The 24,512-nt window shown below is 65.7% G+C and carries 24 protein-coding genes and 1 tRNA gene; 9 read left to right on the forward strand and 16 right to left on the reverse strand.

All coding sequences use genetic code 11. The features are described from left to right. Positions 1 to 55: 55 nt before the first annotated feature. From ACFE7K_RS01755 to ACFE7K_RS01765, 3 genes are all read right to left on the reverse strand, one after another. Positions 56 to 214: a DUF1289 domain-containing protein gene (locus ACFE7K_RS01755; protein WP_375396543.1), complete on the reverse strand. Its 159-nt coding sequence runs from the start codon at positions 212 to 214 to the stop codon at positions 56 to 58. Between the two features lie 38 nt (positions 215 to 252). Beyond that, positions 253 to 1,650, reverse strand: coding sequence for a DEAD/DEAH box helicase (locus tag ACFE7K_RS01760; protein ID WP_375396436.1), 1,398 nt, complete (start codon positions 1,648 to 1,650; stop codon positions 253 to 255). A gap of 124 nt (positions 1,651 to 1,774) precedes the next feature. Beyond that, positions 1,775 to 2,233 (reverse strand): hypothetical protein, encoded by a 459-nt coding sequence (locus ACFE7K_RS01765; RefSeq protein WP_375396437.1) that lies wholly within the window; start codon positions 2,231 to 2,233, stop codon positions 1,775 to 1,777. A gap of 61 nt (positions 2,234 to 2,294) precedes the next feature. Between ACFE7K_RS01765 and ACFE7K_RS01770 the strand changes: the two genes are divergently transcribed. Continuing rightward, positions 2,295 to 3,743 carry an FAD-binding oxidoreductase gene (locus ACFE7K_RS01770; protein ID WP_375396438.1) on the forward strand — a complete coding sequence of 483 codons (1,449 nt, stop codon included), beginning with the start codon at positions 2,295 to 2,297 and terminating at the stop codon, positions 3,741 to 3,743. A 57-nt stretch (positions 3,744 to 3,800) separates the two neighbouring features. Then, a complete protein-coding gene (locus ACFE7K_RS01775) occupies positions 3,801 to 4,574 on the forward strand; it encodes a SapC family protein (RefSeq protein WP_375396439.1) in 774 nt (257 codons plus the stop codon). Positions 4,575 to 4,750: 176 nt separating this feature from the next. Here ACFE7K_RS01775 and ACFE7K_RS01780 read toward each other — a convergent pair whose 3' ends face one another. Beyond that, positions 4,751 to 5,599: an N-formylglutamate amidohydrolase gene (locus ACFE7K_RS01780; protein WP_375396440.1), complete on the reverse strand. Its 849-nt coding sequence runs from the start codon at positions 5,597 to 5,599 to the stop codon at positions 4,751 to 4,753. 108 nt (positions 5,600 to 5,707) lie between these two features. Here ACFE7K_RS01780 and cpdR point away from each other — a divergent pair, with 108 nt between their 5' ends. Continuing rightward, on the forward strand, positions 5,708 to 6,085 hold the full coding sequence (gene cpdR, locus ACFE7K_RS01785) for a cell cycle two-component system response regulator CpdR (protein ID WP_375396441.1): 378 nt from the start codon (positions 5,708 to 5,710) through the stop codon (positions 6,083 to 6,085). A gap of 82 nt (positions 6,086 to 6,167) precedes the next feature. Further along, positions 6,168 to 6,242 (forward strand) — tRNA-Val (locus ACFE7K_RS01790). A 77-nt stretch (positions 6,243 to 6,319) separates the two neighbouring features. Here ACFE7K_RS01790 and ACFE7K_RS01795 read toward each other — a convergent pair. The 3 genes from ACFE7K_RS01795 to ACFE7K_RS01805 all read right to left on the reverse strand — a co-directional run bounded on the left by ACFE7K_RS01795 (position 6,320) and on the right by ACFE7K_RS01805 (position 8,649). Next, the gene (locus ACFE7K_RS01795; RefSeq protein ID WP_375396442.1) at positions 6,320 to 7,567 is read right to left on the reverse strand and encodes a type II toxin-antitoxin system HipA family toxin; all 1,248 of its coding nucleotides are present in this window, start codon (positions 7,565 to 7,567) and stop codon (positions 6,320 to 6,322) included. After that, positions 7,564 to 7,890, reverse strand: coding sequence for a helix-turn-helix domain-containing protein (locus ACFE7K_RS01800; protein WP_375396443.1), 327 nt, complete (start codon positions 7,888 to 7,890; stop codon positions 7,564 to 7,566). The genes ACFE7K_RS01795 and ACFE7K_RS01800 overlap by 4 nt, the downstream gene beginning before the upstream one ends. Before the next feature lie 81 nt (positions 7,891 to 7,971). Continuing rightward, a complete protein-coding gene (locus ACFE7K_RS01805; protein WP_375396444.1) occupies positions 7,972 to 8,649 on the reverse strand; it encodes a rhamnan synthesis F family protein in 678 nt (225 codons plus the stop codon). Here ACFE7K_RS01805 and ACFE7K_RS01810 point away from each other — a divergent pair. The 4 genes from ACFE7K_RS01810 (at position 8,615) to ACFE7K_RS01825 (ending at position 12,234) form a co-directional block, all read left to right on the forward strand. Beyond that, a complete protein-coding gene (locus tag ACFE7K_RS01810) occupies positions 8,615 to 8,986 on the forward strand; it encodes a hypothetical protein (RefSeq protein WP_375396445.1) in 372 nt (123 codons plus the stop codon). The genes ACFE7K_RS01805 and ACFE7K_RS01810 overlap by 35 nt on opposite strands. 17 nt (positions 8,987 to 9,003) lie before the next feature. After that, positions 9,004 to 9,828, forward strand: coding sequence for a family 16 glycosylhydrolase (locus tag ACFE7K_RS01815; RefSeq protein ID WP_375396446.1), 825 nt, complete (start codon positions 9,004 to 9,006; stop codon positions 9,826 to 9,828). Positions 9,829 to 10,388: 560 nt separating this feature from the next. Further along, entirely contained in the window at positions 10,389 to 10,520 is a 132-nt protein-coding gene (locus ACFE7K_RS01820) for a hypothetical protein (RefSeq protein WP_375396447.1), read from the forward strand. A 532-nt stretch (positions 10,521 to 11,052) separates the two neighbouring features. Continuing rightward, positions 11,053 to 12,234, forward strand: a complete 1,182-nt coding sequence (locus ACFE7K_RS01825) for a Fic family protein (protein ID WP_375396448.1) — start codon at positions 11,053 to 11,055, stop codon at positions 12,232 to 12,234. An 84-nt stretch (positions 12,235 to 12,318) separates the two neighbouring features. Here the strand turns inward: ACFE7K_RS01825 and ACFE7K_RS01830 are convergent, their stop codons facing one another. The 9 genes from ACFE7K_RS01830 to ACFE7K_RS01870 form a co-directional block, all read right to left on the reverse strand. Continuing rightward, the gene (locus ACFE7K_RS01830; RefSeq protein WP_375396449.1) at positions 12,319 to 13,488 is read right to left on the reverse strand and encodes an McrC family protein; all 1,170 of its coding nucleotides are present in this window, start codon (positions 13,486 to 13,488) and stop codon (positions 12,319 to 12,321) included. Positions 13,489 to 13,622: 134 nt separating this feature from the next. After that, a complete protein-coding gene (locus ACFE7K_RS01835) occupies positions 13,623 to 16,421 on the reverse strand; it encodes an AAA family ATPase (protein WP_375396450.1) in 2,799 nt (932 codons plus the stop codon). A 42-nt stretch (positions 16,422 to 16,463) separates the two neighbouring features. Beyond that, positions 16,464 to 16,850: a hypothetical protein gene (locus ACFE7K_RS01840; RefSeq protein WP_375396451.1), complete on the reverse strand. Its 387-nt coding sequence runs from the start codon at positions 16,848 to 16,850 to the stop codon at positions 16,464 to 16,466. Positions 16,851 to 16,862: 12 nt separating this feature from the next. Beyond that, on the reverse strand, positions 16,863 to 18,347 hold the full coding sequence (locus tag ACFE7K_RS01845; RefSeq protein WP_375396452.1) for a DUF2779 domain-containing protein: 1,485 nt from the start codon (positions 18,345 to 18,347) through the stop codon (positions 16,863 to 16,865). Beyond that, positions 18,344 to 19,456 (reverse strand): hypothetical protein, encoded by a 1,113-nt coding sequence (locus ACFE7K_RS01850; protein WP_375396453.1) that lies wholly within the window; start codon positions 19,454 to 19,456, stop codon positions 18,344 to 18,346. Before ACFE7K_RS01850 ends, ACFE7K_RS01845 begins: the two co-directional genes overlap by 4 nt. Positions 19,457 to 19,470: 14 nt before the next feature. Then, positions 19,471 to 20,160, reverse strand: coding sequence for a hypothetical protein (locus ACFE7K_RS01855; RefSeq protein WP_375396454.1), 690 nt, complete (start codon positions 20,158 to 20,160; stop codon positions 19,471 to 19,473). Between the two features lie 56 nt (positions 20,161 to 20,216). Beyond that, positions 20,217 to 20,531, reverse strand: a complete 315-nt coding sequence (locus ACFE7K_RS01860) for a WYL domain-containing protein (protein WP_375396455.1) — start codon at positions 20,529 to 20,531, stop codon at positions 20,217 to 20,219. Positions 20,532 to 20,557: 26 nt separating this feature from the next. Next, positions 20,558 to 20,695, reverse strand: coding sequence for a hypothetical protein (locus ACFE7K_RS01865; protein ID WP_375396544.1), 138 nt, complete (start codon positions 20,693 to 20,695; stop codon positions 20,558 to 20,560). A gap of 57 nt (positions 20,696 to 20,752) precedes the next feature. Then, positions 20,753 to 21,241: a hypothetical protein gene (locus ACFE7K_RS01870; protein ID WP_375396456.1), complete on the reverse strand. Its 489-nt coding sequence runs from the start codon at positions 21,239 to 21,241 to the stop codon at positions 20,753 to 20,755. Positions 21,242 to 21,540: 299 nt separating this feature from the next. On the opposite strand from ACFE7K_RS01870, the gene ACFE7K_RS01875 reads away from it, so the two are divergent. Next, complete coding sequence (locus ACFE7K_RS01875; protein WP_375396457.1) at positions 21,541 to 24,462, forward strand: helicase-related protein; 2,922 nt, start codon at positions 21,541 to 21,543, stop codon at positions 24,460 to 24,462. Positions 24,463 to 24,512 lie beyond the last annotated feature (50 nt).

Genomic DNA, 24,512 nt, shown 5'->3' on the forward strand with positions numbered 1-24,512 from the left:
TGTCCGTCCTTGACGGGAGCGGGCCGATGCCGCCTGAACAAGACGCACTCTACACCTAGCGTGTGGGCAGCGCCGCCATGATCGCCGATCGTTCGGTGGCGGTCATCGTCGTCCATCTTGCGATCTCATCGAGCGATCGCCGGCATCCCGTGCAGCGGCGGTCGTCGATGCGGCAGATGTTGATGCATGGGCTGTCGATCCGCTCGACGGGCATGATCGTGATGAAGTCGGGCACCGCCACGCCCCGGCTGCTCAGGGCGTGGTCAGCTTGGCGCTGAGGAAATCGGGAACCGGCCCGTTCCAGCCATTGTCGGGACCATCGTCCGCCTGATGATCGCGGCGCGGGCGACCGCGCGGATCGTCGCGGCGCACGCGCTCCGCCGCGCGCGGTGCAGGCGCCGCCTCGGCAGCCCTGGCCTCCGGACGGCGGGGGCGTGGGGCCTCCTGAACCCGGGGATCTGCGGGGCGCGCGCGCGTCGTGCGTTCGCGGCGTGGCGGCGGGCGATCCGCCGGTTCCTCGCGCTCGGGCGCCGCTTGGGTCAGCCGAGGTATCTGCTGTCCGGTAAGCTTTTCGATATGCTGGATGTTCTCAGCGTCCTCGGACGCGATCAGCGTATAGGCGGTGCCGGTGGCGCCGGCCCGGCCGGTACGACCGATGCGGTGGACATAATCGTCGGGATGCCAGGGCGCGTCGAAGTTGAAGACGTGGCTGACGCCCTTGATGTCGAGCCCGCGCGCGGCGACGTCGGACGCGACCAGGATGTTGATGTCGCCCCGTTTGAACCGGTCGAGCTCGGCGATGCGTGCCGATTGTTCCATGTCGCCGTGGATCTCGCCGGCACGATAGCCATGCTGCTTGAGGCTCTTGTTGAGCTCGCGCACGGTGGTCTTGCGGTTGCAGAAGATGATCGCGTTGGCGACCTCCTCCTGCCCCAGCAGCTCGCGCAGGCGCTCGCGCTTGGCATGACCGGTGCTCGCCACGGGGACCAGCCATTGGGTGATGTTCAGGCTGGTCGATGCCGGGCGCGAGACCTCGACCTGCTTGGGATTATCAAGGAACTTGTCGGCCAGCTTCTTGATCGGCGGCGGCATTGTCGCCGAGAATAACAGCGTCTGGCGCTGCTTGGGGAGCTTGCTGCAAATCTCCTCGATATCGGGGATGAACCCCATGTCGAGCATCCGGTCCGCCTCGTCGATCACCAGCATCGAACAGCCGGTAAGCAGGATGTTGCCGCGCCCGAACAGATCCATCAGGCGGCCCGGGGTCGCAATCAGCACGTCCACGCCCCTTTCCAGCGCCTTGACCTGGTCGCCCATCGATACGCCGCCGATCAGCAGCGCCATGCTCAGCTTGTGATACTTGCCGTATTTCTCGAAATTCTCGGCGACCTGCGCGGCAAGCTCTCGCGTCGGCTCCAGGATCAGGCTGCGCGGCATCCGCGCGCGGCTGCGGCCCTGGGCCAGGATATCGATCATCGGCAGCACGAAACTCGCGGTCTTGCCGGTGCCGGTCTGGGCGACGCCGACGATGTCGCGCATCATCAGCACACTGGGGATCGCCTGCGCCTGGATCGGCGTCGGCTCGTCATAGCCGGCCTCGCTCACTGCGCGGAGCAGTTCGTCCGAAAGGCCGAGATCGGCAAAGGGCATGGAATATCCGGAACAGTCGCGGCGCGCCGATGCACCACTCGCATCGCGCGGGCTCGCGGATTGGGCGTGGCTTGTCAAGTTTTTGGTGCCGGACGCGGTCGTCAACTGCCCCGATCGGCGACCATCATCGCTTGGCCTGCAATCGCCTGAACCGCGCAATCTCGCACAACCCGCCGGACCGCGAGCGGACCACGTCACGACCCGCGCAGACATCGCCGTCGCCCGCCGGCTTCAGGTAGAACCCACCATAGAAGCCCAGCGCCGGACAATCACCCTTGAGCTTGGCGCGCACACGTTCGTTGCCAGCGAGCACCAGGTCGACCTGATCGTCACCGGTGACGATCGCCCCGCGCAGGCGAGCGGCGGTGATGCATTTGGGTCCCTTGCGCTCGCGCCACTCGGTCGGCGGCGGGGGGGTGCTCACCGCCGGCTCCGGCGCCCGCGGCAGCCGCGGAACGCGCACGATGATCCGGCCGCGCACGATCTGGGCCGGCTCGACACCATCGGCGGGAATATCGGGGGAGGCGTCGACCGTCATCATGGCGGCGATCAGCATCATCGCGGCGGCGGCGTGATAAGTCATCGCACGGCGTGGTAACGCCAGCGATTGAACGGCAAATGAACTTGCCTCATGAGTGCCTGAAATGACACCTGCACAAGCCACCTTGATCGATGCCGTCCGCGCCGCGCTGGGCAACGGCGCGGTGGTGACCGACCCCTTTGACGTCGCGCCGTGGACGATCGACTGGCGCGGTCGTTATCACGGCCGGGCGGCGGCGATCCTGGCACCGAATGCTGTCGACGGGGTCAGCCTGATCCTCGGCCGGGCACGCGAACTGGGCGTCGCGCTGGTGCCCCAGGGCGGCAACACGTCGATGGTCGGGGGGGCTACACCGCCTGAGGACGGATCGGCGCTGATCCTGTCGCTGCGCAGAATGAACCGGCTGCGCGCGGTCGAACCCGAAGCCGGGCTGGCGATTGCCGAAGCCGGCGTGATCCTCAGCGACCTGCACGACGCGGCGCTGGCCGGGGGCATGCGGTTCCCGCTGACGCTGGGCGCGCGGGGCAGCGCGACGATCGGCGGCCTGGTCTCGACCAATGCCGGCGGCACGCAGGTGTTGCGGTTCGGGACGATGCGCGCGCTGGTCGCCGGGGTGGAAGCTGTATTGCCCGACGGATCGGTCCATGACGGGCTGGCGCCCTTGAAGAAAGACAATCGCGGCTATGACCTGACGCAGCTGCTGATCGGCGCGGAGGGCACGCTGGGCGTCGTCACCGCCGCCACTCTCCGACTGGTGCCGGCGGCCGTGGACCGGGCGACGGGCTGGATCGGCACGGCCTCCCCCGCCGACGCGCTCGCCATCCTGCGCACGATGGAAGCCGGGTCGCGGGAAGCGATTGAGAGTTTCGAGCTGGTGCCCGGGGAAGCGCTCGACCTGGTGCTCAAGCACATCCCGGGAACGCGCCCGCCCCTGACGGGCAGACATGCCTGGCTGGTGCTGGTCGACTATGTCGCGGGCGACGATCACGACGGCGCGCGTCCGGCGCTGGAGGACCTCCTCAATCACGTCCTGACCACCGGCCTGGCGCAGGATGCGGTGGTCGCGGCCAACGAGGCGCAGGCGGCGGCGTTCTGGCGCTTGCGTGATGCGATATCCGAAGCGGAACGGGCCGAAGGCCCGACCATGGCGCACGACATCTCGGTGCCGGTCGATGCGATGCCGGGATTCATGATCAGCGCCGCGCAGACCGTCGAGCAAGCCTTTCCCGGGGTCCGGGCGACCGGCTTTGGGCATCTCGGCGACGGCAACATCCACTTTCACGTGAACGCTCCCGCCGGCGCCGAGCCCGGCCCGTGGCGCGCGGCGGTCGGCGAGCCCGCCAGCCGGATGGTGTATGACCTGGTGACGGCGGCGGGCGGGTCGATCTCTGCCGAACACGGCATCGGCCAGATGAAGCGCGACGAGCTGGCCCGGCTGTCGTCGCCGGCCAGAATGACGGCGCTCCGGGCGATCAAGGCCGCGTTCGATCCCGGCGAGCTGCTCAATCCCGGCAAGCTGGTCACGCTTGCGCCGGGCGCTTCGCCGCCATAGAGCGCTGGCGCCAATGGCGGCGTGCCCGCTTTTGCTTGAATCGACTGGAGTCACGCCATGGCCAGCGCGCCGCAACAATCGCTTCCCCTGTTCTACAACGCGCTCGAGCCGCTTTCGAGCGAGGCGCACGGCACGTTCCGCCTCCGTGCGATCGAGGGCGCGCCGTTCCTCGCCTCGCAGCATGCGGTCCCGGTCACGGTCGACGAATTCGCGCTGGTCCAGCGGTTCATGCCGATCGTCTTTTCGGCCGGGTCCGACAGCATACCCTTGGGGCTGATGGCGCTGAACGAGGGCTTCAACGTGTTCATCGACGAACGGGGCATGGCGCGAGACCCCTATCTGTACATTCCCGCTTATATCCGCCGCTATCCCTACATGCTCGCGCGGCTGCGGCCCGACGCGCAGGAGCTGACCTTGTGCTTCGACCCGACCTCGCCGTCGCTGGGCGAATTCGAGGATGGCGAGCCGCTGTTCAAGGACGGCGAGGCGACCGACATCGTCAAGGCGATCCTGCAGTTCAACGAACAGTTCGAGGAAGCCGGCCAGCGCACCGCCGCGTTCATGAAGGAGATCGAGGCGCTCGACCTGCTCCAGGACGGCGAAGTGACGATCCAGCCCGAGGGCGCCGGCGCGCCGTTCGTCTATCGGGGGTTTCGCATGATCAACGAGGAAAAGCTGACCGCCCTGCGCGGCGACCAGCTGCGCAAGATGGTCCAGTCGGGGCTGTTGCCGCTGATCTATGCCCATCTCTATTCACTGAGCGTGATGCGCGAGGTTTTCGCGCGCCAGGTGAGCCTGAACCTGATGCCCCCGCCACAATTGGGCGGCTGAGGACGGTCGACGCGTACCGGGGAGAAAAACGCTCCGGGCCTTGAAACAAAATACAGTCTCATTATGTTTGAACTGCGCGGCCTCGTGTCCCCCCTTTCGCGGACCGCGTGGCGCCTCTTCGGATGCGCCTCCTCCCTGAACCTTGGCCACCCCGGGCGCATGTCCGGGGTGGTTTTTTATTCGGCCGCGTTCATCAACGAGCCGTCCAGCAGGTCGTCGACCGCCGCATCGATCATCGCCCGCAGGATGGCGGCCGTCTGCGCGAGCCCGGGCCCCGGGCGATCCAGCGCGGCGTCGAGATACAGGCTACGGTCGACTTCGATCTGGATCGCGTGGATATCGTCACGCGGGCGGGCATGGCGGGCAAGCACGAAGCCGCCGGAATAGGGCGCGTTCATCGCCACGCGCAGCCCGGCCGCCCGCGCTGCGGTCTCCAGCCGATGGCTCAGCCGCGCGACCGCGCTCTGCCCGAAGCGATCGCCCAACACGATCTGCGCCGCCGTGGCGCCGGGCAGCCGCGGCATCGAATGCAGGTCGATCAGCAACGCCGCCCCGAACCGGGTACGCGCCGCCGCCAGGGCCTCGCCCAAGGCGGCGTGATACGGGCGGTGGTCCTCGACGATCCGCCGGGCGACCTCGTCGTCGCCCAGCCGGCGGCACCAGATCGCCACGCCGGGCGCGGCACGGCGCGGCACCAGCCCCAGCCCGCTCCTGAGCTTGGCCGAGATCGCGCCCGTGGCGATCGGGCGGGCACCCTCGTCGATCAGCGGATCGCGTTCCTCCTCGGCCCGGTTGAGGTCGATCCAGGCACGCGCCCGCTGCTGGACGAACAGCGTTTCGTGGCGCCGCGCGGCGATCGCCACCGCATCGACGTGGCGATCCTCCAGCGGCCGCATCGCCTCTGTCGGCACGGCCGCCGCCGCGCGCAACGGCAACGGATAGTCGCGCCCGGCATGCGGCACGGACAGGACCACCGGGCTGGCGGGCGGCATCTGGCCGAAGCGATCGAACGAGGATAGGGGCACGAGCTTGTACCTAATCCTCTCTTCCGCGCCGGGCAATCGGTGCCGCGCGCTGGAAAATATTAAGCATTCGCGGCATAGACCGGGCACCGGACAGTCGGGCGGACCCAGATGATACGCATTTTGCTGGCGGAAGATGATTCCGTGATGCGTGAATACCTCACGCGCGCGCTCGAGCGATCGGGATATGCCGTGAAGTCGGTCGATCGTGGAACGGCGGCCCTGCCCTTATTGCGGGACGAATCGTTCGACCTGCTGCTGACCGACATCGTGATGCCGGAAATGGATGGCATCGAGCTTGCCCAGAAGGCCGCCGAGATCGCGCCCGACATGCGGGTCATGTTCATCACCGGATTTGCCGCGGTGACGCTGCGCGCCGGCAAGACGATGCCCCAGGCGCGCGTCCTGTCCAAGCCATTCCACCTTCGCGACCTCGTGATGGAGGTTGATCGTCTGTTCGAGATCGAGAGCGCGAACGGGGGCGTATAGGCCTGGTCCGGCAACGCTGAACCAAGGCGGTACCGGCACGCTTGCACGAGCGTCCAAGCCCAGCTAAAGCGCGCCTCCTTGTGGGCGTGTAGCTCAGTGGTAGAGCACTGTGTTGACATCGCAGGGGTCGCAAGTTCAATCCTTGCCACGCCCACCATAAAAAAGCCCGCCTTCTCAGTGAGGTGGCGGGCTTTTTATCTAATAGACCTGCTCGATCGGTTCTCCTGTCCTCGCTTAACCGAATGCTCGGCCGATATGGGTCAGCCGCTCGGCGATTTCGGCGCGGGACACGGTGACGCCGACCTCGTCCGCAACCCGAGGCCAACCCGCGACCGACATTCGGACCGCGTCGATGATGGCCGCGATCGAGCGATCGGACAGCCCGTGCCGCCGACCCAGAATGATGACCCGCGCTCGCGTCGGCGTGCGGCCTTCGCCTTCCACGGCCATATAATGTTCGCCCCCCGGCCCGGCGGAGAAGGTCAGGTCATAGGCTGGTGCCAGGCGCCATTCGTCGTCCGGTCCCATCAGATAGCCGTGCTGGCGGCTATGGTCGTCGCGATTGTGCGCGAGCACGTTGAACACCATGCGGCGAAAGGCCTGCTCGACGTCGGCGGTATGGCGGGTGATCGCCATGGTTGCGCGAAGGAACCCGTCATAGTCGATGCTCCGCATGTCGTACGGTGCCTCGATCGCGCCGGCCAACGAGACCATGTGCAGCCGATGTCGCGGGGAAGGACGATCGAACCGCCGGGTGGCGAAATAGCCGGGGGCGCCGTGCGCGGGGAGCAGTCGGGATGCCGCCATCGTGATCCCGGCGGCGCGGGCCATCCGCGCATAGGCTTCCTCGACCGGCCCGATATCGATCGGATCGCCGGTCGCGCGGAACTTGACGATCCAGGCCTCGTGGTCGCCGGCGTCGCCTTCGCCGATGCTGATGGCGCCGTCAGGCGCGAAGCCGACATGGACCTTCGGTCGCGCGCCACCCGACGCACCGCCCAGCCGGGCAAGCAGATCGACCAGCGATCCCTCGTCACCGAGCAACAGGGTGCGCGACTGCTCGGCCAGCGCGTCGAGATCGATCGCCGTGACGTGATCCGTCGGTGTCGTCACCGGCCGATACACCAGCGCGCCCCGCCCGCCGGTGCCGACCAGTGCCAGCCGGTCGACCGCGTCGAGCGTCGTCAGCCGGACACCAAGCCTCTCCAGCCGGCGCTTCATCAGCAACTGCCCCCAAGCGTCGGGCAGGCTGTCGGCGAGAAAGCCGTGCAACCCGTCGAACGCGTGACCGCGTGCCGCCCTGAGCCCCGGTTCGGCGGGATATAGATACGGGTCGATCCGCCGCTGTCCCGCGACCGCATCGGCCGACCATTCGAGTTGCGCGAGCCCGTCGGCCATCGCCAGGCGAGCGACGGGGGAGGAAGGCTGCGTCTCGTCGAGGAGTAACCCGACCTGAAGCGGCGTGCCGGGCGCGAGCTTCACGATGCGACCTTTGCCGACGAAGCGCGCAATCGCCGCTTGGGTGTCGCGGCCAGTACGGCCTTCTGCTGGCGCAGCAGGGCATCCATCGATGTCGCGGCAGGCTCCGGAAAGAGTGCGGCCAGATCGTGCTCGCAACGCAAGGCAATCGCTGCCCGCACCAGATCGTCGATCGACGCCCTGCCCTCCGTCTCCAGCCTGCGCCAGGTGCGGTACGATATTCCGGCGCGCGCAGCGGCATCGGCTTGGGTCAGTCCAATTCCCAACCGGCGGAATTTGATCCGCTGGCCCAGCGACCGGGCAATTTCGACCGACGTTTCGAACATCGGCCATATATGGCCAGCAATACGTCGAAAGGCAATCAACTACCCATCCCGTGATGGTTGAGACGTGGTACGCTGATCCGGTCAGGTATCGATTGCCCACGGTCCGGGCGTCACCGTCTGCAGCGCTAGGACGTGGTCCTGGACAAGCCCCGGGCTGAGCCCGTTGGCGGCCGCAACTTGCTCCCAGTCCTGCAGCGCTACGCCGCGCGGATTGCTGCGCAGCAGTTCGAGCTTGAGATAGGGAAATCCGGCATCGAGCAGTCGGTCCCAGGCCGTCAGCGTCGGATTCGCGCCTGGCTCGCCGGCCAGGGGAAAGAGCGTCTCGGTCCGCGAACCCGCCGCTTCGAAGATTTGCTTCAGGCGCAGCTCGTAATGGTCGATGACATAGGTACGGTTGCCACTGCGCACTTTGCTCCAGAATTTTCGGAAGTGGCGCGTCTTCAGCACGTCGCGCTTGAAGAACAGGACGAAGCTCTGGAAATGATTGCGACGCTCGTCGCTTTCGACCAGGCCGATCACCCCGGCGTTCGACGCTTCGACACGCTCGAGCATCTCCCCAAAACGCGACGACGGCCCGATCACGCTGTCATTGGCGATCGCCAGCACATCGCACCGGCTGATCGACGCGGCCAAGCGGTGGATCACCGCGGCCCATGCGCCGAAATCATACCCGCGATTCTCGCGCAGCAGGATGCCGGACGCGAAGGCCAGCGAAGTGATATCCATGGTGCGGTCGATCGTATCGACGATGACGACCATCATTGTCTTGTATCCCGCCGCCTGCCACGCCCGGGCGTGGTGGATGCTGTGCGGCAGGATCCTGCCGCCGCGTGCCAGCATCACGAAGACGCACAGCCTGTCGCCCGCGCGCACCTCCGGTGTGGCGAGCCATAAAGCGGGCACGCGATGGGCGACGTTCCCGCCATCCCGCACGGCGCGCCACCGCGCGGCAATGCGCGAGTTCCTGATGCGGTCGATCATCATCGCTCGCCCATGCGACCCCCGCCCGCGCCAGCGCAACGGCTTATCGCGTCTGCCTGAAGGAAAATCGGGCCGCTATTTCGATTTTGCCGGAAGCAGCCTATGCCGCCGGTAAAGCGATAGAGGCGAGTTATGCGGGCTTATACGTACATCATTCCCGTTTCGCTGCTGCTGGCCGGCGGGATGGCGGTTGTCGGCCTGGAGCGGCAAGGCGGCGACGGCATGACTGTCGCGTCGGATCAACCGCCGCGCAACCCGATCCTGCCGACAACGCCCCTGCCGCCACTGCCGCCGCTCGATCTGTCGGACATGCGGCTGTGGAACTGGGCGGGCAAGTGGCACGGGTCCAACTGGACCAATGGCATGAGCCCTTTGCCATGGATGTTCGATCATATCCGCAAAGGAAAGCGTGGCGATGTCGAACTGTTCCTGGATCAGGCGGGCGCGCCCGAACTCGCCGCCCAGAACGGGACCGCGGCCGCATCGCGCGGGCTGTGGGAAGCGGATGTGACGTTGCCGCAATTGCGCGACGGCTTGGTCGTCGCGCCGCTGTGGCTCTACGATGCGGCCAGCAAGGACGAGGTCGACTTTGAACTCGCGGGCCGAAACGGGCTCGACGTGACCCTTCATGGCGCAAGGGCCGGCGGCATGGGGCAGGACCAGTTTCGCCTGTTCGCCGGGCGCGACATGTCGGGCGAGCGCCACCGGTTCGGCATCAAGCTGGACGAGGCCACCGGCTATGTCGAAATGTATGTCGACGGCGTGCGGGTCTATCGCTGGGATCGCGGCCAGGCCGCGGTGTTCCCGGCCAAGCCGCTGAAGCCGCTGATCGAGATGTGGGCGGCCGACCCCAACAATCCCGGCTTCGTCGGCTGGGTCGGCCGCTGGCCCGGGCTGGCGTCGGGCGAGCGGCTGACGATGACCGTCCACGGCTATCGCTATACGCCGCTCCCCTGAACGGACTCCTATCCTCGGCCGCGCATATCATTGAGAAGGCCGGTCCCACCCGTAGCCGATGAGCCGTACCCGATTTGGGCACGGGACGAACACCGGCTGGGGCGGGAGGAATTCGCGACCGCCGCTTTCTTGTCCGTTGCCGGCCGCGGATCGGCTTTCACACCCTTCAGCGCGAGCGCCATGGCGTCGATGCGGTTGTCACGGGCAGCGGCATGCCCGCAGCCTTGGGCGGCACCGGCATGGCAACACCAGGGGCACCTGTATTGGTGACCGGTGTCGGACCGGACCGCTCCGGAGCCGCCGCCGCATCGATTTGGGTCGGTAATTAAAGCGCAGTCATGCTGCGCGCCCCGACCTCGGCGCCCGAGGTCGCGATGGCCGCGCCCGCGGCCGATAACGGGGCGCCGCGGAGCGGCCGCCCCGCACACACTGATCGGCGTTCGGCCAATCAGTGATAGTGCGCCTGAAAACTTCCCGATGCTTGGAACAGGATCGAGGCGGAACTCGCCGATTGGATCACGCTGCACTACCCGGAGCCGACCGTTCGCAAGCCGGCGGTGATGGCAAAGGCCTGGGCCGCGCTGATCATGCTTGACCAGCGCGCGATGCAGGAGAGTGACCGGCGGCTTATCGTGTCGCTCCCGTCGGTCTGGGCTCCCGGCCGCGTGATGAGGATCGAGTTGCAGGATTGATGCCATCGGCAGAGCGACGGATCGGAGCTGGAGACGATAGCCACCGGCGGTTGGCGCTTCCGCGGCCAACTTGGAATGCGACGGCAACCCTCAATAAATTGCGATAATTCGGTCTTTAGGGTATTAAAAGCTCGAAAATTCGCTGTTCGCAGATTTTTGCATGATATTTAATCATAAATCACGTTTTTTCGGTTATACCAGATGATAATCTCAAAAAATGTAATAGAAGATCGCCGGGAGCTGATTAATGCCCGAATTTTCTGTGTCAGCGCTTCCCGAAGTGTTTGTCTCGGACAGCACGATATCAAAGGCGGTATATGATGCCGTGGGCCGGGGGCAGCTGCGCAAGCTCGGCTCACGGCTCTATTCCCGCAACCTTGACGAGGCACCCGACCGGCTCGTCCGCCGCAACTGGTATGAACTGCTGGGGGCCTATTATCCCGATGCCGTCATCGCTGATCGGACGGCGCTCGAGAACAAGCCGGCGGAAGATGGCTCCGTGTTCCTGATATCGTCGAAGAAACGCGAGACCGTGCTGCCCGGGCTGATCTTCCGTCCCCGCATCGGCCCCGGACCGCTCGACAGTGACCGCCCGTTCAGCGGCGTTCGCCTCGCTTCCACCCCGCGCGCCTATCTCGAGAATCTGCGATCTTCCCGGGGACGCGGTGGCAGGACAGCGCGCACGCTTTCGCGCAACGAACTTGAGAAGCGTCTCGACGGGCTGATCCGCCGGCAGGGAGAAGCCGCGGTTAACCGCCTTCGCGACGATGCACATGCGATCGCGCCGGATCTTGGTTACGAAGCGGAGGCCACGCAGCTGCACGAGTTGATTGGCAGGCTGCTCGGCACGCGCGATGGCGATCTGGTCAGCGCGGTCGGCAAGGCGCGGCACGCCGGCCAACCCTTCGATCCAGATCGCATCCGTATATTCGAAATCCTGTTCACTGCTCTCCGCGACCGGCTCGGCAATCCTCGCCCGGTATCGCCGGGCTACAGCGCGGGGAATCCGACGCTCGCCTTCTTCGAGGCCTATTTCTCGAATTTCATCGAGGGCACCGAATTCACCGTGGATGAGGCAGCCGAGATCGTCTTCGACGGCGTCATCCCGACCGAACGCCCGGCCGACGCCCATGACGTTCTGGGCACCTTCCGCGTTGTGTCCGACGTCGTAAATCTGCGGCAGCTGCCAGCGGATGTGGCCGGCTTTCTCGACTTGCTCCGGCGGCGGCACGCGATGGTGATGGAAGCGCGACCGGACAAGACGCCCGGCGTGTTCAAGTCGCAAGAAAACCGCGCCGGCGCCACGGTCTTCGTCGCGCCCGATCTCGTCGACGGGACGCTCGAGCGCGGCTTCGACTTCCTCCAGGCACTGGACGATCCGTTCCAGCGCGCCGTTTTCATGATGGTGCTGGTCAGCGAGGTCCACCCGTTCGCCGATGGCAACGGCCGCGTCGCCCGCATCATGATGAACGCCGAGCTGGTCGCGCGCGATCAGCAGCGGATCATCATCCCCACCGCATACCGCACGGACTATCTCGGCGCGCTAAAGGCGTTCTCGCACAACGGACTGACCGAGCCGCTGATCCGCATGCTCGACGCCGCTCAGTCCTATACCGACCGGATCGACTGGAGCGCGATGGACACGGCGCGGGCCGCGCTTGACGCCACCAATGCGTTTGCCGAAGGGTCAGAAGCGAAGCTGACGCTCGGCTAAGGGCGCGGCTGGAACGCTCGCGCGTCGACCTTGGCTGGCCAGCCAGCAAATCTGGTTATCGTTGCAACCGCTGAATGCTGACGATCAGTGCGATACCGGCTCGACGACAGAAGCGCTGTTACAGATTTGAGCAAGGCGGGCAGTGAACCCGCTGCTATCGATGATATCTACCGTTGCCGTTTCCAACCGACCCTCGTGATCGGTAATTCTGTGCGACATTTGTATGCCCGGCGCGCCGGGAAGAGCACGGTGGTGTGGGTAGAGCAAAGTCAGCCGATCACAGCGATAAAGCCGACCATAGGCCATCATCTGATAGACATCGGCCTGCGACACGCCCTGCTTCGGATCGTCGATCCGCGCGGCGATGCGTTTCCACTTGGTGTCGATCACCTGCACGACGGCGTCGTCGCGCTTGATGAGTATATCCGGCCGCGTCTGAAACAGGCCGCGCCGGTCGGTCTCGAGGCAATAGAGCCGACCGCCCTGGCTGACGACGCGCAGGTTGGTGTCGACCAGCGCGCGTCTGAGCATCCGCGCGACATATTCCTCGAACAGCGTGTTCATCTCGAACAGCAGCGAGAAGCCGTCGCTGCCGCCGGCCGACGTGGTCTGGAAGCGCTCGCCCAGCAGCAGCCGCGCGAGGTTGAGCAGTTCGCGCCAGCGGGCGTTGGTGCGGTCGAGCGTCACCTCGTCCCAACGCAGCGCCGCGACCGGCACGTCGGCGATGTCGGCATAGGCGAACGCCAGCTCACGCAGCCGCCTTTGGTTGTCGGTCGTCCGGGCGATGCGGGACAGCCGGCTGACCGCCGCCTTCATGATGCGGTTGAGCGCGATATCCGGGGTCAGCGCGTCGAAGCGGCACGCCAGCCACGATGGCTCGACAGCCAGCGCGGTGAACTGGCGCGTCACATTCAGCCGGCCGCGCAGGGTCGGCAGGTCGTCTTCGTACTCGACATAGCGGCGCGGCATCCCTTGCCGCACAGCATCGACCAGCTTTTCGGAGAACAGCCGGATCAGGATTTCGAGCAGAGTCTCGCGTTGCCAGTCGAGCGCGGTGATCTGGCCCGCGTCGATCTTGAGGTCGAGCGCGACCGCCAGCATGTGGACGAGGCGACGACGGATGTTCCCCGTCGTTTCGGCATCGTCCTCGCCGGGAACGTCGATCTTGGGCAGAATTTCGAGCGCACAGCCCTGCGCCGCGATGACGCCGACCACGCCACGCGCGCGCAAGCCCTTGCGCCCGTGTTCCAGCACGCCGCCTCCGCCACGTCCCGCTAACGGCGATGCTGCCGCGATGGCCGCGATCCGATCGGCGGCACCCTCGGGTATCTCTTTCTGAGGGTGCGCCCCGTAGGCAATGGTTTCCCATTCAAGAATCGTGCGGCGGATCACGCGGCGGCGAAACCGTCGTAGGTAAAACCTTGCTCAGGCGAACGCACGCTCCATCGATAGCGCGGCGGGGCATCTCCCTCGTCGTTCAAACCTTTCGGTGCCGCCAATTGCTGGCGGTTGAGGAAGCCGCCGCCTTGTTCGCCCTTGGCGTCACCCAGCACCGCGGCAACCTTCGCCCAATCCTCATAGAAATACTCGGCGAGCAGCGGGATCACCTTATGCCGCATCACCGCATCGACATCATCACGGGTCGCACAACGGATGAAATAGGCGTGGCCGACCTGATGCTCGCGATCGAACAGGTATTCGATCCGCTCGTTCAGCGTCAGCAGCAACTGCGACAGATCGATCCCGCAACGCTTGCTGGCCTCGCGCAACTCCGGAAGGTTCGGGTCTGGCATCAGTTCACGAAACTCGAACCGGCGGCGCAATGCCGTGTCGAGCAGCGCGATCGAGCGGTCGGCGGTGTTCATCGTGCCGATGATGTGCAGGTTGGCGGGCACGCCGAATTCCTGTTTGGAATAGGGCAGGCGAACCGTCAGCGCATTCGTTTGGCCCAGCCGCTTGTCCGGCTCCAGTAGGGTAATAAGCTCGCCGAAAACCTTGGAGATGTTGGCACGATTGATCTCGTCGATCACGAGGACATAGGATTCCGGCACCCCGATCGGCGCGGCTGTCATGCCCCCGGCGACGATCTGTTCCAGCCCGTCCCAGTTCAGATACCCGCTGTTCATCTGATACACCGACACCTGGCTCAGTTCCTTTTCGTAGATGAGCTGGCGGGGAAGGCTTTCATCGCTGTGCCAAAGCCAGCGCACCGATCGCCGATGATTGTAATTGCCGTCCGGTCCAGGGACGAACTGATACCCACCGGTAATTTCGCCGATCGCGCGAAACTTGCGATTGCCGTCCGAAATCACGACGAGCGAGCCGATCTGCATCGCGATGCGAAAGGCATACATCTGCGACATGTTGGGATCGTTGCCACTCGCTTCGGGGTGGTCGCGCCGCCAGCGTTCCTTGATACCTTCCCAATCGTCAAAACGACGATCCGACCAATCGACCTCTCCGCCCCAACCCAAGACGACGTACCCGTCACGGATCGCATCCTGATAGATGATATCGTCTTCGGCGGCCCAACTGCGACCCAGCGACATCTTGAAGACCTTGCGATCGCGGTTGACCGCCGGAGCGCCGGCTGACGCCTTGCCGCGATTGCTAGCGGCGAGTTCCGCGATCAGCTTGAAAATGCCGTCCTCGACCTGCAGCCCGAAGCCCGCGCCTGCGGTGCCGTCCTCCAGTGTAGGCGTCACCGGCCGCAGACCTTCGACGAAATCCTCGTAGCTATAGTTCTGGTGGAAAGTGACGAAACCGATCCGTCCCTTCTGGTGTAGAACACGATACGACGCCATCAGCGCGTCGCGGTCGGCGGGGATCTGTTCGTCGCAGAGCCTGACCGCTTCGGCCGCCGTCGCATATGTCTTTCCGGTGCCCGGCGGGCCGAAGAGGATAAGGTTTGTCGTCATCTGGTTTCTCGTATCATCGATCTGGCTATCCTGCGGTTCGTCAACGCCTGCACCCGCAGGCTCCTCACCGTCCCATTTTTCCTCCAGCGCCACCCACACGAAGCCCTGCACGTCGAACAGGTCGAGCGGGTTCCAGCCCAGCTCCTCGCCGAACAGCGCGAACAGCACCCGCAGCAGCTGGAGATATTCGTCGAGATCGGTCGGCTCGAACTGCTGGTGGGCGAACAGCCTGCGACCGAACAGGCGCTGTCCCATCGCCTCGATGCGGCTGACCTTGAACCAGCTCGCCGCCCCTGGATGCATGGTGCCGACGACGGTAATTGCGATCGCCAGCACCTCGCTACGCGTCAGGCCGGCGATGCCCTCCGCCTTGAGCCCTTCGAACGAGCGCGCACCATCGGCGATGGTCGCAACCGGGTCGTCGTCGCTGCGAGCCAACCGTGCTACGGTTTCGAAGAAGCGGTCGCTCAACGGGCCTTGCGCCTTCTCCACCTCGCCGAGCGTGCGCCAGCTTAGCGGTAGACCCTGTCCGCCCCTGCTGAGCGCACGATAGATCTGCTCGCCAGCGGCGCGGTCATCGGTCTCCAAACCGGCAATCGTCCGGACCTTATCGATCGTCTGATCCTTGTAGCGTCGCTCGACGGTCCAGTAGTCGCCGTCTTGCCGACGGAAATCCTCGAACCCCGTCATCCGTGCGAGGAAGGTGTCGCGCAGCGCCTTGAACGCCGGCCAGTCGATCACGACGAAGCCGAGTGCGTCGAGCGCGGCCTTGCACGGTGCGCCCCCGGGCAATGCCTCGCTGCCGGTGTGGGCGAGAGCATCGCGCACGATCGCCTTGCTGGGATAGCGCTTGCCACGATGGATTAGCCAGAACTTGGTAGGTGGGCCGAGTCCGTCGTGAGCGGCGATAAACGCCTCGATCGAACCGGCGGCATCGCACCGCGCGATGGCGTCGAGGATTTCCTGAGCGGTCAGCCCGAAAGTCGAACCGGCGCGCGGGGCAGAATTCGCGTCAAGGAAGCGCTGGTAGAAATTGAGCGTTGCCCGAAAATGCGCGAGGTTGTCGTACAGGCTGCCATCGACTTCAAACCGGGACGGGTTTGCGCGTCCGGCCCGTTCATCGGCCTTGGAATATTGCAGCGACGCCCTGATGCTCGCCAACGTCTGACCGCCGGACAGATTGTCGAGATCACCATAGGCTTTCTCGACTCGACGCACGTCCGTTATCTGCGTGGCAACGGTGGTCTTGGAATAGCCCTCGGCCTCCATCCACGCCTTGAATTCTGCGTCCCTCACCTGCATCCCCCGTTATCAGATTTCCGGCTGACCATTTTCCAGCCAGTCGCGCCCGCGTTCGGTCAGCACGAACGCCGCATACAATCCCAGCTCGAAGGCCAGATGGCCATCGCGCTCCAGGCGGCTGATGACCGAGCGATCCATCCACAGCCGCTGCCGGTCGAGCGGCAGGCCCACCGCCGTGAGGCGGTCGCTGCCCGCGATCCGCACATAGGCGCGAAGATGCGAGAGATTGTAGCGGGTTTCGGATCGCTCGGTCGCAGGAGTGTTCTCGTGCCACCAGGCCAGGTCGTTGGCGCCCAGGCGCCGGCCGTCCTTGATCTCCGCCGCTGCGAACCCGCAGCCGAGCCGAGCCACTTCTTCGTCGATGATCCGGCGGGCATCCGCCTTTTTCAGCCGCATATCCCTCCTTCATCAGTCTTGGCCGGCGCACAGACGCCGCGCCAGCACGATCATCGCTTCGGTGTCGCGACCGCAATAAGCGCGCAGCGCGGCGTCCAACGCTGAGCGGCGTTCGGCCGAGCAATCCGCGGCGATCGCCTCGGCATAGGCTTCCTGCGCACTGCCGCCGTCTTTCACCTCAAACGTCGCATAATCCATCTCGGCGGCGATGGTCGGCAGCACGGCCTTGATCGACCAGCTGCCGCGCTGATCGCGGTGATACCAGTTGGCGCGGGTGACGGGCAGCAGATCGACGACGCGCGCAGCCATCGCTTCCAGCGGCTTGGCGAGGTCCGGGAAGGCGGCAGCGAGTTCGAGGATCCGCGCCTTTTCGAAGCTGGCGTTGTAGCCGATCACCGCGCCAGTCAGCGCCACCATCGCGATGAGCGCCTCGGCACAGGCGCGCCGAGGATCGGCGCCGTCGAGGCTTAGGAACTCGTGGTGCGCCATGACGCCGTCCGCCATCTCGACATGGGCCGAAAACTGGAATGGCACCTGTTGATACGGCCGCGTGCCGATCCAGCGTGGAACTGCGAAGCCGATCGTCTCGAAGTCGAGCCAAGTGCGCGGGAAAGCCCAGCCGGCCATCGCCGCGCGCGCGCCCTCGACATCGTGATAGACCTCGCCCGAGACAGTGGCGCGGTGGACGCGGGCATGGATGGCGTTGGTCAGCGCGACGGGATCGACGGCTAGCAGGTCGATGATACCTTGCTCTACCCAGCGCTTGCCGCCGCCGTGCGGCAGCACCGTCACGGGCCATTCCGGCCCGATCGGTAGCACGGCGTGGCAATAGCCGGCGAACTCGCACGGGAACGGCGCATCGCAATGGGCGCCGGGCGCGGTCCCTGGTTCTGCGCCGCTCAGCGTCGCTCGCGCCGCGGCGACGGTTTCGTCACGACCGGCGATGATCGGCTCGGCCGCCCCCATCAGATCGGTGTCGGCGAACAGGCCATCGAAATCGCCGTCGCGTTCGAGGACGAAGCTGCTGTCGATATGCCGTATCGCCGCGCTGCTGATCGGCACACCGGCGTTGTGCGCGACCCACAGCTGGGTGGCGAGATCGCCGACGTGATAGTCCTTCGCCTTTGTCGAGCTTTTCACCTCGGCCATATGCCAGCCGTCGACACCGTCCGGCTCCAGCACGTCGATCCGCACGAGCACGCCGTCATGCTGCAGCGTCGCTTCGAAGATCGGCCGGTCATGCCCGCCGTCGAGCAGCACCTGCGTGGTGGCAAGCGCCGCCGCGAGATTTGGCTCAGCCTCGACCATCACGCCATCCGGCAGCAGCGCGCAGGCGATCGCGCCGACTTCATGCCCGGCGGCGAAGCGCGCCTCCGCACCCTCGTCCTCCTCGGCCAGATCTCGGCGATGGACGGACAGCCAAAGCCGCTTGGGGCATTGCTCGAACATCGTGATCTTCGACTTGGACAGGCCGAAGCGGCGACCGGATGCCGTCATGAGGCACCTCCGATCACCTTGATCTCGCGCAGCAGATCCTCGACGCCGGCGCGAACGACCGGATCGTTCAGCTTCGCGACGCCGAAGCTCGGCGTGCCGTTCAGCGTCCTGGTGGACAGCGGCCCGACGATATCGGTGAGCCGGTCATAGATCATCTGCCGAACATCGACGGCAGCGAAGGCCGGTCGATTGACGAGATAGCACAGACACAGCTGCACCGACCCCTTACTGAAATGAGAGAGTGAAAGGGGATAGAGGAAGCCGTTCGGCGAAGCATACCATGACACGATCGAACCCTGCGTCGACGCCACTTCCGTCGTTCCACCCGTCGTCTCGATCATCTCAATGAACGCTTCGGCGCCGGTGACAGTCGCTGCGCCATGCTTCGACAGACGTTCCTCGATCCACGCCTCGCGTGCGATCGGTGGCAGCGTCCCCCGCGCGGCCTTTTCGGTCTGCGCTCGCTCGGTCTCGCCGATGATGCGCGGCGTCAGCGCGGTTACACCGCTCTCGCTCTCGAACCAGGACAGCTCGACCGCGCGCACGTCCGCCTTCATCTGCTCGTTGAGGAACTCGACGATGCGGGCCAGTTCGCGCGGGATCGTGTCGGCGACGAATACCATCTTGATCCGGCCAGCCGAGAAATTGGCATCGACCTGCTGCCAGAAGTCCTGCGGCTCGGTCGTGCCCGCGAGGAAGGTCGCCAGCTCGGCGTCGGCGTCACGGCCCTGCTCGGCCATCGACGCCGCGAAGCTCTCCGCGATCCGGCCGCCCTGCCAATAGGCGGTGCCGTTGGCGGCATAGTCGAGCATCTGGCCGATCACCTCGCGGCGCAGGCGGGTATCGACCGCGCGCTTGAGTTCCACCAGTACGGGCACGCCACTGCGCGTGACGAAAAGATGGTCGAGCGACCAGCGCCCGCTGCCGTCCTCGCGGTCGGCGATCGGCTGTTCGCGGCGGATCAGCAGCAGGACGCCGTCCTGATCGGCGATCAGCTCGGGGTGGGTGGCGACCAGCTTCTGCATGAAATCCTCGCTGCGGGGTTCTGACGGCCGCATCGCGGTAAGCGTGCCAGCGGCGTCGACGGTGTAGATGGTGGTGCGGGACAAGGATGGTCTCCGGATCAGGGTTGGAACCGAGCGACGAGCGCATCGGCGTGATGACGGGGATCGCCGGTCCATCGGGCAAGCCATTCGCGCCAGGAACAGGCTGCGAAGCGGACGGCGGCTCCAGCCACTGCGGTGGCAAAGCGGGCGACCTCGGCGCGATGTCGCATCAGTGTCCCGGGGTCGATCGCGACGCCACCGCGCATCGCGGGTTCGGCGTAGAGATAGAGCAGCACCGGCACCTTGCCGATCCGCCGCCCCTCGGTGACGAGACCAAAGGCGTGCTTCACGAGCTGCGCCGCGTCGAGGAAAGTGAAGGAGGTATGCCCGGTGCGCAGCGCGTCCCGCATGGCGATGAATGGCGCCATTCCGTCGCCCCACACATCCCGATCATAGGCATCGGGCAGATTGACGGTCTTTGCGTCACGGAATGGCTCGAACCGCTTCGACTCGATGCCGACCAAGTGCGTCGCCGTCTCGAGGGCGGCGTCGAGCCAAGGATGGCGACCGCCGCGCCACGGAAACCGCATTTGCCGCTCGAAGTCCACGCGAACAGCCGGCCAATCCAGATCGGCGAGGTCAGAAAATGGCGGCAGGTCGCCGGGGCGTTCGATGAACCAGCCGAACGCGTTGACGGCGAGAGCGGCGCTGCTCTCCGGGCTGTAGAGCTTGCCGCTTTCGATCTCGTTGCCGCCTGCCTTCGCCAAGGCGGTCCGGACGAGATGCTCCGGCACACCGGGCAGAAAGGTGGGAAGGCGAATCGTCATGACGCACCTTTCGCGGCGCTCTGCGACAGGATCGGTCGCATATCAGTTGGCGGCAGCATCGTCTGCGCCGCCGCTATTCGCTCGCGCACCACCGCGACGAGAACGTCCGGCCCCTCGATCACGAGTTCGCCACCCCAAGTGAACAAATGCTCGGCAAGTTCGCGCATGCCGCCGCTTGCGAACCGGATACGAAGCCCGCCATCGGCAAGGTTTTCAATCTGTTGCCCGCCGTGGAATCGCCAGTGCCGCGCGCGGGCGGCGGAGGACGATGGCACGCGCAACACGACATCCTGCTTCTCGTCGCGCCACACTCCGAAACTTTCATTCAGCCAGGCGTCTATGTTCCAGTCGTCCGGCGCACAGCCGAGTGTATCGCTGACATGCGGTCGAGCCTGTAATAGACCGGTTGATCGTCGCGCCCCGGCATCTCGCCGATCAGATACGCCAGCGGGCCGTGAACCAGGCCGTAGGGGATGACGCGCCGCCATTTCGGCTCCCGCCGTTCGTCGGTCGCGTAATGGAACTTGACGCATCAACCGGCGAGGATGGCGCCCTGCACGACGGTCAGTGTTTCCGGGGCCACGGTCGCGACCGGTCCCGCTGTCACCATCATCCGCTGCAGCCGCGCAAGCGCATCGAGGTCCGGGTCGATCCGCCGCTTCTCGCGATCGTCGAACGCACCCTTCACCTTGGCAAGCAACGTGGCAAGTTGGTCAGCGCGCGCGGCCTGCCCTGCAATCCGCCGGCCATCGACCTCGGCCTGCAGAGCGGCGACTTCGGCCGGGGTCGGTCGCGTGTAGACGCGGCGCAAGCTGTCGCGGATCACGAAACGCTTGCGGCGATCGTCGGCCACTTCGTCCAAATCGAAGTGCCGCGCGATGATATCGCGCATCCGCTCGGCTGTGCATCGGTTGACGTCGAGCGGCTCGGCCATCTCGTCGAAGTTCATGCCCTTGATGGTCTCCGACAGCGCGTGCACGAGCGCCAGCAGTCGGTCGAGCTTCGCCATCCGTTCGGTCATCGCGCTCCACCTGCGTCCGTATTTGTCGCAGGATGAGCGCACGGCATGCCCATGACAAGCGCCGAAGTGAGTACGATCATGTGCCGATGGAGACTTGACGAACTGTCAGGTCGGCCGGAGCATCCAGATTTTCATCTGTTCTTATCGCTATCGTGCAAGAGTAGCCAATGTTTGCGCCCGGCACTGTCGTTCGACTTCGTAATGACCCTTCCTGCGCGGGTCAGATCACGGGCGCGTCGGCAAGCAGGGGCGGTCGCACCTATTACGAGGTGCAGCTTGCGGATGGCAGCGGCAAGCGGATGCTTCCCGAAGCGCAGCTCGACGCCGGCACCGCCGCTCCCGACCCCCTTGGCGATCTTGCGGCGGGGCGCTTCGCGGATCCCAACCTGTTGCGACGGACGCTGCTGCACCACCGACTGACCGGGCGGCTGCGCGATGTCATCTACAGCATGGACGTCACTGATACCGAGTTTCACGCCTATCAGTTCAAGCCGGTCGTCAAGTTGCTGGCTTCCCCGGCGCAGGGGCTGTTGATCGCCGACGAGGTGGGTCTCGGCAAGACGATCGAGGCCGGACTGATCTGGACCGAACTCGTCGCCCGCTTCGATTGTCACCGCCTGCTAGTGGTCTGCCCCAAGTCACTGACCGACAAGTGGCGGATGGAACTTTGGCAGAAATTCTCGGTCGATGCGAAGATCGTCGATGCGACCGACCTGCTCGACCATCTAAAGCGCGAGGGCGAGCGATCGGACGGCTTCGCGCTGATCGCGTCGCTATCCGCGGTCCGGCCGCCACGCGGTTGGCAGGACGAAGAGGACGGTTCGCGCGCCAAGCTGGCCCGCTTCCTTTCCGATCGGCAGGGGCAGGAGCCGCTGTTCGACTGCGTGATCTTCGACGAGGCGCACCATCTGCGCAACCCTGATACGATGAGCCACGCCTTCGCAAGGCTGGCCATGGACGTCGCCGACTACAAGCTGTTGCTGAGCGCCACGCCCATCAACCTGCGTAGCGAGGATCTGCGCAACCTGCTGGCGCTGCTCGACCCCGACACGTTCGACAATGCCTTCACCTTCGATCTGCTCGCGGACGAGAACCGGCCGCTGGTCGCCGCGCGCGAGCTTGCCCTGCAACCCCGGACGCCGTTCGCAGACCTGCTGGCGGCGCTGCGCGACCTGCCACGTGGCGCACTGCTGAAGATTGACCGCCAACTAGACAATCTCCAGCGCGAACTTGCCGAGCCAGGCGTGACAGACAGCCATGCGGTCAGAACCCGGATCGCGGCACAGCTGGAGGAAATGTCGCTGCTCGGCTCGGTGGTTAATCGCACCCGCAGGCGCGACGTGAACGCGCTTCAGGTCAAGCGCGAGGTCAATCATCTACGCTGGGCGATGAACGATGAGGAGCGCAGCTTTTACGACGATGCTTCCGACGTTGTTCGGGAACATGCTTGGTCGCTGGCGGCATCCGAACGCTTTCTGCTCGCTACGCCTCAGCGCTTGATCGCTTCCTCACTCGCGGCGGCGTGCCGGCATTGGGCGCGGAGGGCGGCCGACCTTTCGCTCGACGACCCAGATGCGGCTGCCGAGGCAGCCGGCCCTCTGGTCGCCAAGCTCGCCGCACTGTGCGACGATCCCGCCCGGGTCGCCGCGCTGGAGGCGATTGACACGAAGTTTGACTGTCTGAGGGAAGCGATCGAGCGCCAGCAGGCAGCAGGTGATTCCCGGCTCATCATCTTCTCCAGCTTCCGGGTGACGCTCGACTATCTCGCCGAGCGCCTTCGTGCCGCCGGAGTTTCGGTCGAGCTGATGCACGGCGGCATCCCCGAAGATCGAACCGAGGTTCTCGCGCGGTTCGCCCGGCGCGAGGACCCTTGCGTGCTACTTACGTCTGAAGTCGGCGGCGAAGGTCTCGACATGCAATTCTGCCGGGCGCTTATCAACTACGACCTGCCCTGGAACCCCATGAAGGTGGAACAGCGCATCGGCCGCATCGACCGTATCGGCCAACGCGCGGCGCGCATCACCGTCGTATCGCTGATCGCCGCCAACACGATCGAGGAGCAGGTCTACGACCGCCTGTATCGCAGGCTGCTAGAGATCGAGCAGACGCTCGGCGCGTTCGAGGCGATCCTGGGAGCGGAGATCACCAGGCTGGAACAACGCCTGCTCGATCCCGAACTCACGCCGGATGAGTGGACACGCGAGGTGGAGCGCAGCGCGATGGCGCTGATCGAGCGCCAGCGGCAGACCGTGGCGCTGGAGGAGGAAGCGCCGGGGCTGATCGCGCATGGCGACATGATCCTCGCCCAGATCGCCGACAACCATCGGCCGGAACGCCGCGTCGGCGCCGGCGAACTGGTCGATTATGTTCACGAGGCGATCGCCGGCCGCTATCCCGGGTCGGAGATCGTCGATGCCCCCGGTGAACAGGGGCTCTACGATATCCGGCTCAGCGAAGCCGCCCACTTGGCGCTCAGGCGCATCCTGGTGCGGGGCGGACGTTTCCGCACCCGGCTGACCCGCGAAACCCGCCTGCGCGCCGCTTTCGAGCGCCGTCCCGACCTGCCGAAATCGATCGAGCTGGTCACGACGGTGCATCCGCTCGTTCGCCTCGCGGCGGCGCTGCGCAAGGAAGCCGCGCACGAGGTCGTGGCCGAGCCCGCCGCAAGCATCGCGCTGCCGGCGGGGACGATCCCGCTCCCGCGCGGATCCTATGTCACGGCGGTCGAGCACTGGTCGGTCGACGGCGCCGTGCGGGTGGATCGGATCGCCTATGGTGCCCGAATGCTTGGCGGCGAAGCGCTCGATGCTGCGGCGGCCGAGCAGCTGGTGCAGGTCGCACTGCGCGACGGCCGTGCTGCCGGGGCCGGGCTGCCCGCCGATGCCGTAGCGGCGATGAGCGCGCTGCGCGATGATGATCTCGACGCCGCGTTCGACGGCTTCGTCGATGAAGAGGAGGCGCGGCATTTCGACCGGGCCGATACGGGGATCGCCCGTATCGAACGGCAGCACGACAAGCGCATCCGCGATACCGAGGCCAAGCTGTGGGACTGGAAGACGAGCGGCGATCCGCGGAAGCTGCGGCTGATACCGGCCGAGCAGGGCAAGCTCGACAAGCTCCTGGCGCGGCTCGACCATCGTCGCGACGAACTTGCCACGGCGCGTGAACGGTTCTCGTTCCAGCGCAGCCTGGTCGGCATGGCCGTCATCACGATTTTATAAGGGGGGAGGACGATGCCTGCACGAGGTGGCGGACGATTGGGCGACGGCAA

It is taken from the genome of uncultured Sphingomonas sp., assembly GCF_964244265.1.
GTDB lineage: Bacteria > Pseudomonadota > Alphaproteobacteria > Sphingomonadales > Sphingomonadaceae > Sphingomonas.

Excerpts from the sequence above, each read along its gene's own strand:
- ACFE7K_RS01755 (WP_375396543.1), bottom strand. The coding sequence starts at position 214 with ATGCCCGTCGAGCGGATCGACAGCCCATGCATCAACATCTGCCGCATC.
- ACFE7K_RS01760 (WP_375396436.1), bottom strand. The coding sequence starts at position 1,650 with ATGCCCTTTGCCGATCTCGGCCTTTCGGACGAACTGCTCCGCGCAGTG.
- ACFE7K_RS01765 (WP_375396437.1), bottom strand. The coding sequence starts at position 2,233 with ATGACTTATCACGCCGCCGCCGCGATGATGCTGATCGCCGCCATGATG.
- ACFE7K_RS01770 (WP_375396438.1), top strand. The coding sequence starts at position 2,295 with ATGACACCTGCACAAGCCACCTTGATCGATGCCGTCCGCGCCGCGCTG.
- ACFE7K_RS01775 (WP_375396439.1), top strand. The coding sequence starts at position 3,801 with ATGGCCAGCGCGCCGCAACAATCGCTTCCCCTGTTCTACAACGCGCTC.
- cpdR (WP_375396441.1), top strand. The coding sequence starts at position 5,708 with ATGATACGCATTTTGCTGGCGGAAGATGATTCCGTGATGCGTGAATAC.
- ACFE7K_RS01800 (WP_375396443.1), bottom strand. The coding sequence starts at position 7,890 with ATGTTCGAAACGTCGGTCGAAATTGCCCGGTCGCTGGGCCAGCGGATC.
- ACFE7K_RS01810 (WP_375396445.1), top strand. The coding sequence starts at position 8,615 with ATGGTGCGGTCGATCGTATCGACGATGACGACCATCATTGTCTTGTAT.
- ACFE7K_RS01805 (WP_375396444.1), bottom strand. The coding sequence starts at position 8,649 with ATGGTCGTCATCGTCGATACGATCGACCGCACCATGGATATCACTTCG.
- ACFE7K_RS01815 (WP_375396446.1), top strand. The coding sequence starts at position 9,004 with ATGCGGGCTTATACGTACATCATTCCCGTTTCGCTGCTGCTGGCCGGC.
- ACFE7K_RS01820 (WP_375396447.1), top strand. The coding sequence starts at position 10,389 with ATGGCAAAGGCCTGGGCCGCGCTGATCATGCTTGACCAGCGCGCGATG.
- ACFE7K_RS01835 (WP_375396450.1), bottom strand. The coding sequence starts at position 16,421 with ATGGAGGCCGAGGGCTATTCCAAGACCACCGTTGCCACGCAGATAACG.
- ACFE7K_RS01840 (WP_375396451.1), bottom strand. The coding sequence starts at position 16,850 with ATGCGGCTGAAAAAGGCGGATGCCCGCCGGATCATCGACGAAGAAGTG.
- ACFE7K_RS01845 (WP_375396452.1), bottom strand. The coding sequence starts at position 18,347 with ATGACGGCATCCGGTCGCCGCTTCGGCCTGTCCAAGTCGAAGATCACG.
- ACFE7K_RS01870 (WP_375396456.1), bottom strand. The coding sequence starts at position 21,241 with ATGACCGAACGGATGGCGAAGCTCGACCGACTGCTGGCGCTCGTGCAC.
- ACFE7K_RS01875 (WP_375396457.1), top strand. The coding sequence starts at position 21,541 with ATGCTTCCCGAAGCGCAGCTCGACGCCGGCACCGCCGCTCCCGACCCC.